The organism is Ruminococcus sp. AF17-1AC, assembly GCF_003461385.1.
GTDB lineage: Bacteria > Bacillota > Clostridia > Oscillospirales > Ruminococcaceae > Hominimerdicola > Hominimerdicola aceti.
Genome location: NZ_QTWZ01000006.1, coordinates 1 through 13,575, shown reverse-complemented (window position 1 = coordinate 13,575; position 13,575 = coordinate 1). Strand labels below are relative to the sequence as shown.

General features: G+C 42.8%; 16 protein-coding genes. 2 read left to right on the top strand and 14 right to left on the bottom strand.

Features of this window, described 5'->3' with window-relative positions:
* Nucleotides 1-2: 2 nt before the first annotated feature.
* The 8 genes from cobA to DWW81_RS05640 form a co-directional block, all read right to left on the bottom strand.
* Nucleotides 3-1,463, bottom strand: coding sequence for a uroporphyrinogen-III C-methyltransferase (gene cobA / locus DWW81_RS05675; protein ID WP_117896518.1), 1,461 nt, complete (start codon nt 1,461-1,463; stop codon nt 3-5).
* The gene (gene hemC / locus DWW81_RS05670; RefSeq protein ID WP_117896517.1) at nt 1,460-2,320 is read right to left on the bottom strand and encodes a hydroxymethylbilane synthase; all 861 of its coding nucleotides are present in this window, start codon (nt 2,318-2,320) and stop codon (nt 1,460-1,462) included. Before hemC ends, cobA begins: the two co-directional genes overlap by 4 nt.
* The gene (locus tag DWW81_RS05665; protein WP_181982676.1) at nt 2,317-2,937 is read right to left on the bottom strand and encodes a bifunctional precorrin-2 dehydrogenase/sirohydrochlorin ferrochelatase; all 621 of its coding nucleotides are present in this window, start codon (nt 2,935-2,937) and stop codon (nt 2,317-2,319) included. The genes hemC and DWW81_RS05665 overlap by 4 nt, the downstream gene beginning before the upstream one ends.
* Nucleotides 2,938-2,939: 2 nt before the next feature.
* The gene (gene hemA / locus DWW81_RS05660; protein ID WP_117896515.1) at nt 2,940-4,052 is read right to left on the bottom strand and encodes a glutamyl-tRNA reductase; all 1,113 of its coding nucleotides are present in this window, start codon (nt 4,050-4,052) and stop codon (nt 2,940-2,942) included.
* Nucleotides 4,049-4,600, bottom strand: a complete 552-nt coding sequence (locus DWW81_RS05655) for a DUF3877 family protein (protein ID WP_117896514.1) — start codon at nt 4,598-4,600, stop codon at nt 4,049-4,051. The genes hemA and DWW81_RS05655 overlap by 4 nt, the downstream gene beginning before the upstream one ends.
* Before the next feature lie 63 nt (nt 4,601-4,663).
* The gene (locus tag DWW81_RS05650; protein ID WP_117896513.1) at nt 4,664-5,584 is read right to left on the bottom strand and encodes a LysR family transcriptional regulator; all 921 of its coding nucleotides are present in this window, start codon (nt 5,582-5,584) and stop codon (nt 4,664-4,666) included.
* A 133-nt stretch (nt 5,585-5,717) separates the two neighbouring features.
* A complete protein-coding gene (locus DWW81_RS05645; RefSeq protein WP_117896512.1) occupies nt 5,718-6,287 on the bottom strand; it encodes a restriction endonuclease subunit S in 570 nt (189 codons plus the stop codon).
* Nucleotides 6,288-6,292: 5 nt separating this feature from the next.
* Nucleotides 6,293-7,354 (bottom strand): WYL domain-containing protein, encoded by a 1,062-nt coding sequence (locus DWW81_RS05640; protein ID WP_117896511.1) that lies wholly within the window; start codon nt 7,352-7,354, stop codon nt 6,293-6,295.
* Between the two features lie 370 nt (nt 7,355-7,724).
* On the opposite strand from DWW81_RS05640, the gene DWW81_RS05635 reads away from it, so the two are divergent.
* A complete protein-coding gene (locus tag DWW81_RS05635; RefSeq protein WP_181982675.1) occupies nt 7,725-9,740 on the top strand; it encodes an AAA family ATPase in 2,016 nt (671 codons plus the stop codon).
* On the opposite strand, the gene DWW81_RS13390 is transcribed toward DWW81_RS05635, so the two are convergent.
* Together DWW81_RS13390 and DWW81_RS05630 are read right to left on the bottom strand one after the other, a co-directional pair.
* Nucleotides 9,663-9,884, bottom strand: coding sequence for a hypothetical protein (locus DWW81_RS13390; RefSeq protein ID WP_147339761.1), 222 nt, complete (start codon nt 9,882-9,884; stop codon nt 9,663-9,665). The two genes, DWW81_RS05635 and DWW81_RS13390, sit on opposite strands and share 78 nt — an antisense overlap.
* Nucleotides 9,885-9,954: 70 nt before the next feature.
* Entirely contained in the window at nt 9,955-10,317 is a 363-nt protein-coding gene (locus tag DWW81_RS05630) for a hypothetical protein (protein ID WP_022287084.1), read from the bottom strand.
* A 92-nt stretch (nt 10,318-10,409) separates the two neighbouring features.
* On the opposite strand from DWW81_RS05630, the gene DWW81_RS05625 reads away from it, so the two are divergent.
* Nucleotides 10,410-10,865, top strand: coding sequence for a hypothetical protein (locus tag DWW81_RS05625; protein ID WP_117896509.1), 456 nt, complete (start codon nt 10,410-10,412; stop codon nt 10,863-10,865).
* A 190-nt stretch (nt 10,866-11,055) separates the two neighbouring features.
* Here DWW81_RS05625 and DWW81_RS05620 read toward each other — a convergent pair whose 3' ends face one another.
* Genes DWW81_RS05620 through DWW81_RS05605 form a run of 4 tightly spaced genes read right to left on the bottom strand, consistent with a single transcriptional unit; the run spans nt 11,056 to nt 13,433 of the window.
* Nucleotides 11,056-11,289, bottom strand: a complete 234-nt coding sequence (locus DWW81_RS05620; protein WP_038670746.1) for a hypothetical protein — start codon at nt 11,287-11,289, stop codon at nt 11,056-11,058.
* Nucleotides 11,290-11,300: 11 nt separating this feature from the next.
* Nucleotides 11,301-12,875: a hypothetical protein gene (locus tag DWW81_RS05615; protein ID WP_147339760.1), complete on the bottom strand. Its 1,575-nt coding sequence runs from the start codon at nt 12,873-12,875 to the stop codon at nt 11,301-11,303.
* A 20-nt stretch (nt 12,876-12,895) separates the two neighbouring features.
* Nucleotides 12,896-13,147: a hypothetical protein gene (locus DWW81_RS05610; protein ID WP_117892762.1), complete on the bottom strand. Its 252-nt coding sequence runs from the start codon at nt 13,145-13,147 to the stop codon at nt 12,896-12,898.
* 13 nt (nt 13,148-13,160) lie between these two features.
* On the bottom strand, nt 13,161-13,433 hold the full coding sequence (locus tag DWW81_RS05605; protein ID WP_117896507.1) for a hypothetical protein: 273 nt from the start codon (nt 13,431-13,433) through the stop codon (nt 13,161-13,163).
* Nucleotides 13,434-13,575: the final 142 nt, after the last annotated feature.

Here is a 13,575-nt window from a genome sequence, read left to right as displayed (position 1 = left end):
TCTCACTTATCTGAAAGTATCTTTTGTATTATTCCCTCTGCCGTGCTTTCTGTTGGAAGCAGAGGGCCATTTATACCGTATTTTTTAAGCTCTGCCGCCGTCACTTCGCCTATGGAGATACACTTTGTATTCTCTGATAAGCTTCCTCCGCCACGGAAAAAGCTCCTCACTCCGCCTGCACTGGCAAACACAGCGTAGTCATCATCTATCTTCTCGCCTGTGCTGTAAACAGGCTCGTAAATATGCACATCATCAAAGTTCAGCCCTTTTTCAGCCAATGGCTTAACAAGCTCCGCTGACCCCTCCGAGGAGCGTACTATAAGAAGCTTGTCCTCACAAGTAAGAGTGTCTGAGAGCATATTTCCAAGAGCCACGCTGTTGAATTTTTCAGGCATTATGTCTGCATAAAGCCCAGCCTTTTCAAGCTTCGCCCCAGTGCCTTTGCCTATGACAGCTATCTTCACTCCGCTTAGCTTTCTTATGTCAATACGGCTTTCTCTAAGCCTTTTCAAAAATATCTCCGCACCATTTGGACTTGTAAGAGCAACATGGCTGTAAAAGCCCTCTGAAAGCCGTGAAAAAGCTTTTTCCGTGACCTCATCGTGCAGCTCCCTAAGCTCAAATCCGCCACAGCGGTGAGCATACGCCCCAAGTGCATTGAGCGACTTTATAAGCCGCCTTGAAAGCCCCTTTGTGGCAGTGACAGCCACAGAAACTCCATAAAGTGGCGGCAGATAGGTAGGCGAAAGATCAAGCCCGGCGGTTTCTCCAACTATTATCACAGCAGGCGCAGGCAGATCCTCTCTCTTTACCTTTTCAGCAATGTCGCCAAGACAGCCCTTTACAGCCCTCTGCTCAGGGGTAGCCCCCTTTGATATCACCGCCGCAGGAGTATTTTCGTCCATGCCGTTTTCAATGAGCCTGCCTGCTATCTCAGGGAGATTTCTAAGCCCCATAAGAAAAATAAGCGTTCCGCCGCATTTTGCATAGCTTTCAAAATGCTCAGGTAAAAGGTCGTCCGCAGTGTGACCTGTTATAACATGAAAGCTTCTTGAAAGCCCCCTGTGGCTCACCGGTATACCTGCAAGCTCAGGCACTGCCACCGAGGAAGTCACCCCCGGTATAAGGCTGTATGGTATGCCTGCGGCTTTGAGTGCAGTTATCTCCTCGCCCCCTCTGCCGAACACAAAAGGGTCTCCGCCTTTTAGCCTGAGAACAACACCGCCCTCTGCGGCTTTTTCTACAAGAAGTGCGTTTATCTCCTCCTGCGTGGAGCTGTGTCTGCCTGCACGCTTTCCAACACATATTCTCTCCGCACCGTCCTTGCAAAAGTCAAGCAAACGGCTGTCTATAAGGCTGTCATATATCACCACGTCACAGCTTTTCAGAGCCTCATAACCTCTCATTGTGATAATGTCATAATCTCCACAGCCTGCCCCTGCTATTATAACTCTGCCGCTCATAGCTTATCAGTCAGCTCCTTAACAAGTTCAAATCTTTTTTCTATCTCTTTTTCGCCCTGAGCAAAATGCCCCTTGCCGTCTGAAACAGTGAGAGATATCTTTTCCCCGTTTATCTCGCTGTATGCCCCCACAGGCACAGTGCAGTCCGCACCCAGAAGTCTTATCACCTCACGCTCGGTTTCAAATCTGAGCATAGTTTCCTTGTGTGATACCTGCGAAATTATCTCAGCCGCCTTGCTCTCCTTTGCACATTCCACTGCAATTATAGCCTGACAAGGTGCAGGCAAAAGCTCCCAAGATTCAAACTCTTTTACCTCGTATTCCGAAAGTGAAAGTCCCAAACGCTCCGTTCCTGCCGCACAAAGTATTATGCCGTCATAAAGCCCATCAGAAAGTTTTTTAAGGCGTGTACCAACATTGCCTCTTATATCAGCAAACTTTGCGTTAGGATAAAGCCTTGCAAAGCCCCCGCGTCTACGCTGACTTCCTGTGCCAACAGTGAAAACATCACAATCGTTAAATGCAACGCCTTTTTTGGTCACAAGCATATCACGATAGTTCCCACGAGGGCAAACTCCCGATATCTCCAGCCCCTCGCCCAGCGTAACAGGCAAGTCCTTTGCACTGTGTACTGCAAAGTCTATTTCTCCGCTTTGCAAAGCCTGTTCTATCTCTGTGACGAACACACCCTTGCCGCCTATCTTGTCAAGAGGTCTGTCAAGCTGTCTGTCGCCCTTTGTGGTGAAGGTGACTATCTCGGTATCACACTCAGGAAATGCCGCCTTTATCATGTCAAGTACCATATAAGTCTGCGCCATTGCAAGTGGACTTTTTCTTGTGCCTGCTCTCAGTTTCATTTTCGCTCCTTTATCATCTCTATAAGCTGTTCCTCTGTTGGAAGCACGTCACTTTCAAGGCATTTTTTCAGAACCTCTGCCATAGCCTTTTTTCTGGCCTGCTCCGTGGATATATTTTCAAGGGCATAGTCACGGACTTTTCCCATGACATTGCATATATCCCCAAGCCTGCCCTCTGTCTGCGATTGGATCGTCTTTCTCAGGTGAGAAGCAAGGGTAGGGCTTTTTCCGCCTGTTGAAATGCCAATGCATACGTCCCCCTCTGTAACAATGGCAGGGAAGAAGAACGTACAGCTCTCAGGGTCATCAACTGCGTTGCATGGAATGTGCCTTTGCCTGCAAAGCTGAGAAATGTGCCTGTTTACACCGCTGTCCCCTGTGGCAGTTATCACAAATGTACTGCCGTCTATGTCGCTGTCCTTAAAAGCACGCTCAAAAAGTGTTATCATGCCCCTGTCTGCAAGTTCTCTTATCTCACCGCAAGCTTTTAATGCCACCACCTTTATTATAGGCGAAAAGTCAAGAAGCTTTTCGAGCTTTCTCAAAGCTACCTGTCCGCCACCCACCACAAGGCATGGCATATTCTCAATATTCGCAAAAAAAGGAAAGTATGGCATTGTCATTCTCCGTATTCTTTTATTACTTCTATCACCTTGCCGAAAGTCTGTGAATCAAGCTCCGACTTTAGTCTGAAAAACAGCTCTTTCGCCGAAACCTCGCAAAGTCTTCTGTCAAGGCTCTCAAACTGCGGAAGAAAATCATGGAACATAAGCTGCTTTTCAAGCTCGTCAGTTTCCTCTTCTATGATAAGCTTTGACCTCTCCACGCTGTCAAGCTTTTTGAGATTGTTTTCTTTGGCAAGCTCCGTGAAAAAGTCCATGTCTATAAGCCTAGCTCCTGCAAGCTTTTCCACGGCAGGGTCAATATCTCTCGGCACTGCAAGGTCTATAAAAAGCTTGTTTTCATTATCACTGAGCATATCCGCCGTAACAGTGTAGTGGGGGCTTGAAGTCGCCGAAATTATGCAGTCACATTCGCCAATGCGCTCATATCTCTTTTCGTATGGTATAAGCTCAAGCTTTGGATCGTCTGAAATATATTCCAGTGCATTTCTGTGAGAACGTGCCGTTGCAAGCACGGTTACGTTCTTGTATGAAAGAAGATTTTTCAAGACCAGCGAACCTATCTCACCGCTCGCTCCAAGAAGCATCACCATGACATTATCTTTGTAATGTGCCGCTTCCTTAGCTGCAAGAGTAGCCGTGGAAACGGAAGTCTTTGAAAGCTCCGTCTCCGTCTTTATTTTCTTCGCACAAGCGATAGCCCCTTGAAATATCATGTTCACCTCAGAGGAAAGCCCAATGTGTTCCCTTGAAAGATCATATGCACGGCGAACCTGTCCAAGTATCTCGTCCTCACCTATGACCACCGACTCTATGCCGCATGATACGCTGTAAAGCCTTTTTACCGCCGTCTTGTCTGTGAATATCATGACCTTGCGTTTGAGCTTTGCGATCTCCACTCCGCTTTGTTCGCAAAGAAGCCTTATGCCCTCCTCAGGTGTTCCACAAAAGTAAAGCTCCGTTCTGTTGCAGGTGCAAATAAGCACAGGTGAAAGGTCCTTTACGTCAAAAAGCAGCTTTTCACACTGAGCGCTGTCAAATGTGAAAAGGCTGCGAAAGGCTTGTCCGCAAAGCTTGTGATTTACGCTTATGCAGGTGAAATTTTTCATTTTTCTGTGTTATCTCCTGACTTTTCGGGATAAAGTGCGTCATAGTCAAGCTTGGTGAATCTGTGATATGTTATGCCGCCCAGATCGTCCTGCAAACAGTATCTACAGCCGTCAGGCTTTCCGTCTGGAAAGTATGCAAGCAGGTCAAATTCATCGTCAGGTGCAGCAGTTATAACAGCGTTCTTATTGTACTTTCTGAATATCTCAGCCGCTCTTTCAAGAGAACACCCCTCTTTTACCGCTCCGATAAACTCCACAAGAAACGGGCTTGCCTCCACCTTTTCGTGGATAGCCCTCACGCTCTCCTCTGACACCGTAACAGCTATCCTGCCGTCCTGAGCAAGCGAAGCCTTGCATGAAAGTATCTCGCTTTTGTATTCGTCTATGGCTTTTATCATTTTCTCAGCCGTAAGCTCGCCCCCTGTTATGGCGTTGAGGGAGTCAAGAGGATAAAAAAGCGTCACCGCATTAGGGGTAAACCCAAGCTTTATCTGCGACTCTTTTATAGTATCAGTTATATTCTGTTCAAGCTTTATAAGCTCTGTCATGAAAATTCTCCTTTATACATAATTCCTATAGGCTTTGTATGCTTTTATAATATCACATATTTCTCATGTTGTCAACCTTGTTTCTTCGCCTATATATTTTTTCAGTGCATTGATATAAAATTCCGTCAGTGGATTAGAAAGTACCTTTTTGTGAGTAACTATGCCAATGCGCATTGATCCCTCCGCTTCAAGGGGAACAGCTACGATATCACTGCCGTTGAGCTTTTCGTCAATAACACCGCTGCAAATGGTGTAGCCGTTAAGACCAATAAGAAGATTGAAAAGGGTCGCACGGTCACGGACACGGATATTCTTTGGTCGCTTTATGGTGCTGAATATCTCCTCCGAGTAGTAGAAAGAGTTGTATTCCCCCTGCTCAAAGGACAAATAAGGGTAGGGGAGCAGGTCGTCAAGGGTCACAGACTTTTTCTGCGCAAGAGGATTTGCAGAGCCTACAAAAACGTGTGGCTTTGCAGAAAATAGCTCCGTGAATTTAAGCTCTTTGGACTTTATCTCCTTTGAAAGCACAGGCTCGTTGAAATCGTTGAGATAGAGTATGCCAAGCTCGCTTTTCATTCTCGCCACGTCCTCTATTATCTCGTGTGTCTGCGTTTCACGAATACTGAAATCATATTCATCTCCGCCAAACTGCTTTATAAGGTCAACAAAAGCGTTCACCGCAAAGGAGTAATGCTGAGTGGATATGCAAAACTGCCTTTTGCCGTGTTGCTTTCCGCAGTATTTTTCTTCAAGAAGGCTCGCCTGTTCAAGCACCTGCCTTGCATAGCCCAAAAAGACTTCACCCTCTTTTGATACCGTTATGCCCTTGTTTGTGCGTATGAATATAGTGATATTCATTTCCTTTTCAAGCTCACGGATAGCGTTAGTGAGACTAGGCTGAGAAATAAAAAGCGACTGCGCCGCCTCGCTGACAGTACCTTTCTCCGCCGTAGCCACCACATATTTAAGCTGCTGTAAGGTCATATCTCCACCCCTTTTCAGATATATCCTTATTATATAGCGTATTTATGAAATTTTCAAGTGGAAGAACGCTCCCAAACAATATAAAAGATCCGCACAGCGACACTCTCTTGTACGCAATGCGGATCAATTTTTTCTATCTCATCATCTCAATATCCTCATAAAGCCCCTCTATCTCATCTTTCAGCCGTCTTATCTCATGAAGACGATGTCGGTATTTTTCGCCGATCTCTCTCTGCTCCTCCATAGTCGGCAAAGGTATCTCACACTCCTTTAACCCCTTTGTGTGCAATACCCTTAGTACCTTTCCGCTGCGACAGCCGTCAAGCATAGCCTTTCCCTCTGCCGATGAAAGATAAGCCGCAATATAGTAAGGGTCAGCTTTCTCCTTGTCAAGTCCTATCCTTATAAGCGTTGGTGAAACAAGAAGCTTTCTGTCCCCCATATCGCCTACACATATCACCTTGAAATTCTTGTCCGTGGTAGAAAGTATCACATCTCCGTCCTTTATGGCATATTTCTCAAAACGCTTGCTGTCATAAACTATCTCAATGCAGTTTTCCTCAATAACGCCGTCGTCAATGTCCACAAGCCTTAGATATTCGCATGGCTTAGTAAACTCATTGTCCGAAATGTAGCTCTCCGCCATAAGTCCATGACTTATCTCCTTTATGATATCTCCGAAATTAACTGTATTTACATTCATTTTAGTCACCTCTCTTGATTTCCATACATCTCAGACAATGCCGAGATCTCTTCTTTTACAATATCCACAGCCCTCTTTGGCGAGGTCAGCTTCACAGCTTTTCTGTTAGCTATTGCCCAGCGTACAGCCGTCTGGATATTTGCCCTGAACGTCACGTCATAGATATCGTCATTACCTATGACCTTATTGCAGGTGAACTCATTTCCGAATGTATCAAGCACAAGACTTATGTCTTTCTTTTTTATGTTGATATGTACACGCTCCACAGTCCCGTCAAGCATATACCTGTTAAGATTTTTGTATTGCACAGGCTTTAGATCCCTCGGAACATTGCTAAGCGTCTTTACATCTCTCATAGAGCCGTCCTCTTCGCAGATACTCGCCTTTAGGATCTTGTCTATCCTGAAATGACGAAGATCATCGTAACGAACATCACTTGCAAGGAGATAGTAAAAGCCGTCTGCCATAACGATGCCATAAGGGCTGAGCATAACACGTTGAAGCTTTATACCGCTCTGTGGGTCGCTCTTAGTGAGAAGCTTGCCGTTCTTGTCATAATCGCTTATGGTAACATCAAGCTTCCTGTTGGTGTTCATAGCCTCTTTGATATTTTCTATCACCAAAAAAATGCTCTTGTTGCCATAGTGAAAGGTCTCTCTGAGATTGGCTTCCTTGCTCTTTGTGTTACCCGTAGATAAGATGTTTATCTTTTTTATCAGATCCCTCACATAGTCCGCAGGGAGCATTGGCGAGTATATGATGCTGTCTGCCAGAAACTCATATTCCTCAGCGGTGATGTCAGAGGCGTAGTAAATATCTGTGATGTATTTTTTATCGCTTTTATCATCATCATCGTTGTCATTGTCTGCGATGAAAACATTGCAGCTCTCATCGCCTATTATGCTCTTTAAATGCTGAGCCACCGTCTTGCGGTTAGGCTTTATGCCAAGCTTTTCCTCAAGATAACCGCAGATCTGCTGCTGAGTAAGGGGGTGCTTTTCGTCACTGTGTTCTTTGAGTATCTCAATGATCTTGTGCGAAAGCATATCTGTTTTTGTATATGACATTTTTGCCCTCCTGTTCTGTGATATCTTTCTTTCAATATATCACTTTTGCTTTATTTTGTCAATTGCGTGCCGCTAAGTTTTTGTATCATAAAAGGATACACCACCTGCTTTAGCACCCTAACAGGCAGCCTGTGCCCGAAATCCGCCGTCAGCATATTTTCCTCGCCGCCATTTCTGCGGTGTATATCTTGCTCTTATCCATTGTATCAAGTCCTTTCATTTTGTGTTGCTCTTATCATACCACCCACCATGGGTAAAATTTCGGATATTAAAAACTTCCGCTATGTCCACATTTTTGAACATTCCGGGTGCTATAATGCAGATACAGACGAAAAACAAGAATGAGAAAAGACCACGGAGGCGGATTTTTATGCGTTGTTACAGAGCAAGATGTATACTCGAAGAGTCTATTATCAGAAGAACAAGAGATAATGAAGAAGAGTACGATACATTCTTTGATGAGAAAAACCAGCTTATAAACGAGTTCAATGAAATGGCACGCACCATGTCCAACAGAAGCTGTGCCTTTATATCAAGCGCCGTAAAAGATCAGGCGATCATAGGGGTAATGATGACAGACATTGAAGCCGACGTGAAAGCCTATGTAAAGAACTTCTTTTCATTTATAAAGCTTGAGTGCGTGGATATAAGCTTCGAGGAAATAACAGTGGAAACGTTCAAAAGAATGATCCCCAACGGCTATCATGATAATTTCAAGTTCGATGAAGATCTGCTGAATGACTATGAACTGGACGACCTGTTCAGTAACTATAGAAGATCGTACATAAGCGAAAATATCACAAAGACCATTGATAAAAAAGACGCTCTCGCCGTAGCAAAAAAATATCTCTGCTCAGATACCTTTGAGCCTGAGCTTAAAAGAATATTCAGAAAGAACAGCGTCGGTGTAACAAAAGGCATACCGGTACATTATTTGGTCCAAAGCGATAATGCCCATAGGCTTGCCAATACCCTTGTAAGCTCCCTGTATTCAAATAACAGACTAGGCTGTGCAAGATATACCGTCCTCGACCTTTATAATTTATCAGCCCGAAGCTCAGATATCCGTGAACTGTTCCGTGTCTGCAGCGGCTCTACCATCATAATGAATTGTTGTGGTTTAAAGTGTACCAACAGCGATAATTGTACAGCCGATGAAACTATCCCCGATATCCTCTTTGACCTCATCAATGACTACAAAAACGAGATACAGTTTATTTTTACCTTTTCAAATGACGGACCTTCTCTCCCTGACGCTGTGGAAGAAAAGCTCGGCGCTATCACATTCGTGAAGCTTGCGGACGATACTGTAGAAAACGAAGATGCACATAAATATCTCAGAAAGCTTTGCAGAGAAGAGAATACCTCCTGCGATAAAGACCTCCTTTCCCTGTGCGCAAAGGATACGCCATATAGAGCAAGCGAGCTTATGGGTATGTACGATACTTGGTATTCAAATGTCCTGAAAACAAAAATCTATCCCCAGTATTCAAACTTCAAAAAGCTTTATGACAGGGAAGAAGCCAAGGAGATAAAAGGCTCTGCCTACAGCGAGCTTCAGGAGCTTATCGGACTTGATTCCGCCAAGAGCGTTATTGAAAAGGCGATAACATATTCAAAGGCACAGAAAATTTTTGCCGATAAGGGCATGAAAGAAAGCCGAACAGCCATGCATATGGTGTTCACAGGCAACCCCGGCACAGCAAAGACCACAGTTGCAAGGCTGTTTGCAAGAATACTCAAAGAAAACGGCGTGCTTTCCAAAGGCGACCTTATCGAGTGCGGACGTTCCGACCTTGTTGGAAAATATGTTGGCTGGACAGCCGTTCAGGTGAAGAATATGTTCAAGAAAGCTAAAGGCTCAGTGCTTTTTATCGACGAAGCCTATTCTCTCTGCGATGACCGCTCAGGCTCTTATGGCGATGAGGCTATAAACACTATCGTGCAGGAAATGGAGAACAACCGTGACGATATGGTAGTGATTTTCGCAGGCTATCCAAAGGAAATGAACGACTTCCTCGACCGCAACCCCGGTCTGAGGTCAAGGATAGCGTTCCATGTCAATTTTGAGGACTATACCGCCGAGGAGCTTCTTAGTATCGTCCATCTTATGGCTAAAAACAATGAACATAAGCTTGCCGACGACGTTGACGAAACGCTCCTGCCTTTTCTTGAAAGGGTCTGCAATAAGCCGAATTTCGGCAACGGCAGGTTTGCAAGAAATCTTATAGAGGGAGCACTGTTTGGTCAGGCACTCAGGCTCACAAGGCAGAATTTCAGTACCATGACAATGGACGATATCGTGACCCTAAAAGCCCGTGACTTTGACCTCACCGAGGACGATACCCTCGAAGAAGAGCCAAAGCATATAGGATTTAACAGATAAAGATATGAGTATAGACCAACAGACCGCTATATCCCCGACCTGAACACCGCCAAGTGCTTCAAACGGCATTATGATAACGAAAAGTTTCTTTCCAAAATAAGAAATAAGCTTGTCTATGAAATGTGGCTCTGCGGACATTTCCATTTAGATCGTACTGTGGGCAACGTGAGATTTCTCTATGACGATATCTATGAGATAAAATAAAGCGCAGGCACTATGGAGCATACGCTCTGTAGTGCCTGCTTCCGTCATTTTTGACCCTCACAAAATCAAGCTCATCAAGCCCGAACAGCCTTGTAAGCTCCGCCAACATCTCCTCACTGTTCAGCGCAGGATTAAGATATATCACAGCCTTGCCACCCTTTATCTCCACTCTGCCCCGAGGATAATAATTGTACTCTTTCCCATGTGTTACGTTTTTCGGCAGTCCCTCCCAAGTCAGCCTGTGATTGAAATTATCCCCCGACTTTGAGTTAAGTCCACTGCCGTCACCAATAACATTTCCCGATTTGTCGCACTCTAACTTCTTTGTATATAATTCACCCTCGATAAGCCAGAATATTCCCTTGTATATCATATTATTCACCTCAATATGATAATACCGCTTCCTATGTCCAAAATTGCACACATAGGTTGTGATATTATAATATCAGTGAAAGGGGCGATACCATGGTAACATCAAAATCAGTTGAAAAGAACAACAAAGAATGGTATAACAAAACCGTGCAGATATTTGAACGCTCGTACCGCACAGACGCAAGCTTTGTGATATCTCACATAAAGTCTGCTCAGAAAAAGTTCACCTGCCAAGGCTATCTTATCACAGCCACAAAAGGGAAACCCCTCAAAGTCTTTTCAGGCGAGAGTGAAGCCGTAGAAAAGCAGTTGCAAAACAGCAAGATACCATATTCACAGCTTATCACAGTGCAAAATAACAGGTCCTTGCAAACTGCCTATATAGCCTATACCAAGGATAAACAAAAGCTCACAGAAGTCCTGAACAACAGCGGCTTCACCGCCATAGAAGATGTGGACAGCTTTATGTCAGACTATGACAAAGTAATGATAAGAGTTGCCGAAAACATCTCACAGCGTCATTTGTTTGACAGCATAGGGCTATGGTAGGGAGGTGACAACATAGTGACGATCCACCGCGAGCGAAGCCCACCAGATTTGGTGTGCTTGACTAAAAAATCCCCCGCCCTTGACTTTCATTTTATGAGTACGGCTATTTTTATATTCTGATTTTAATGACAAAGCTTTCTAAAGGTATCCAATTAATAGCATTGTTAACAAAGCAGAAATCAAATAACTTTTATTCTTCCGGCTTATATACTTTTACTAAATTGTAAGAATCATCAAACAAAGTTATTCTGCCACATTTTTCGCAATGCCAAACATTATAGCGAGGATAGGGAATGTCCAAAACGTGTATGTATTCGTTTTTCTGTATCTCACACCATTCTCTGTCTGAATAAACATAATATTCCGTATCGTTAGGGTCAAGCTGATTTGTAAGCATATTTCCACATCGACAATATACTCTCATTTTCATCCCTCCTATGTATTATATATTACTTTTCCTTCTATTGTCCAAAATTCAATTATGCCAGGAATACCACCGTTATATTTACCACATACACGATGATATATTTGTTCGACTTCTAATTTTGTAAGTCCACCAGGACGAACATCATAAATTAAAGCGTCAGCTCCTTGTTTGCCAAAAGCTTTATCAATTTTACTTAATGTGGTATTCAAATTGTGATTTTTAAGAGTTTTTAGTTCTGTTTTCAAACCATCCACAACAAAATCAGGAGAACTTGTCACACCTTCTGGCAACACTTCAATTGATCTACCTTCCTCTAATAATTCACCAACAACTTTCCTTTCATTAGCATTTAATCTTTTTGTATCACCTCTTAATAAACCCATTCTTTTTGCATTGACGACATTACCTAATGTCCGTTCTTGTTCTAAAGACAACTTATAATCTGAAGAATAATCCCATTCAGCCCAACCTTGCTGAATCAAACTGGAAACATTAAACAGCCATATTTGAGCAACCATTTTCATATCATTGCTCCATACATTCCAAGACAGTTCAATGAGTTGAGAGAAGCTCATATTATTTTTATACAATTCATACTCGGAGAACAGCATTGTGGAAGGGTTCCCATAATGTCCGCACAAAAATTGCATTATTTTATCTATAGGCTTTCCGTTTTTTGGATTTGACATTATACCTGCAGTAATCATCTCATTTTCGATTTTCTTAAGGTCTCGATCAACTAAATGTTTCCTGCAAATTTTAACACATTCTATGCCTTTGAGCGTACCTAACTGCTGTATCCAAGGATTTTCAAGTACATATCTTATTTCATAATCTTCTGCATTATTGAAAAAGTCATATATATTTCGTTCATCATTCGATAGAGGTTTGATTGGATCAAAATCTTCCATATCGTCCAGCCCATCCCCATCAGTATCAGCTTTAGAGGGGTCAGAATTCATATGATGATAGTATTTGAACGTTGAAGGATTGCCCTGCTTGCCAGGTATTTCAACCTTCGTAAGCTCAACATCAACTTCTTCATTGTCATCAAGGCCGTCATCATCCGTGTCAGCTTTCATATAATCGGTATTAACAATTTTGCAATTTGAGCTTACAATAAGTCCGCTCATTTCTTCAATATCTGTAAAACCGTCACCATCAGTGTCTGTTTCTCCAACAAAGGTCTTAGAACCTATTTCATTGCAGCTTTGATTTATTTCAGCAGCGGTCTTAGCAGAGTATACCTTGCCGCCTGTCAGCTGTGCATAACCTATCAATGCAGCTGTATTAAAATCACCAATACAGAAAAAGTAAATAGGTATCTTGTTATTAATTGCAAGCTTAAGAAATCTACTGTCAACTGATACACTGCTGTCAGTAATAAAAATAATTTTAGAGTTATACCCCATAGCCTCATCATTGAGTATAACTGCTGCTAAACCAATTCCATAACTAGCATTAGCAGTTCTGCTGTAATAAATCGGATCCCATTTCAACGCACTTTTGACACTCGTAAAATCGGTGTTCATTCCACCAGCATTCTGGTAGGTCAAAAAGCTCATAATATCTGAATCCGACATTGAGTCTACAATATTACTAACTATAAGTTCATTTCGATTTGCGTTATTAACATTATATATATTTGAACTTTTTGATAATACTCAATTGCATCTTCGTATCTGCTGAGTGACATACAAACATTTGCAGCATACTGATACGCATCTGCACAGTTCTCATCGAGTTTTATAGCTGATAAAGAAAGACTGAACGCCTCTTGTAATTGCCCATTATAAAAGGAAGTTTCCGCATTTGAAATTAATTCTGCAAGTTGATCTTTTTTGTCCATTGGCATCCAAATCATCCCCTTACGTAACATCGGTTTTTTTCAGTTCGTTTATTAGCTCTATATCATAATCATTTGGAGCATCACTGAATGCTTTTTCTGCTAAAGTGACAGCTTCTTTTGAAATCGTAACCTCATTAGCTAAAACGTTCTCCAAAAAATTTTCAAGAGCCACCCGTTTTTCTCCATATTTCGCCAGTTCTTCAGCATCTTCCACAAGAGCATTCACAAGAGAGCCGTCATGAAATTGCATAGAGATATTTTTGAAGAACATATCATATGCGTCTTTTACCATTTTAATCTCCTCTCATAATTAGCGATTAATAGGAAAGCCAGTTACTATCCCTTCACCGCCTGGTTCAACAATCACTCTAATATCTAAACTATAACACAAGATATGAAGTTTCGTCAATCCTTAATGAATTACGCAAAGAAAT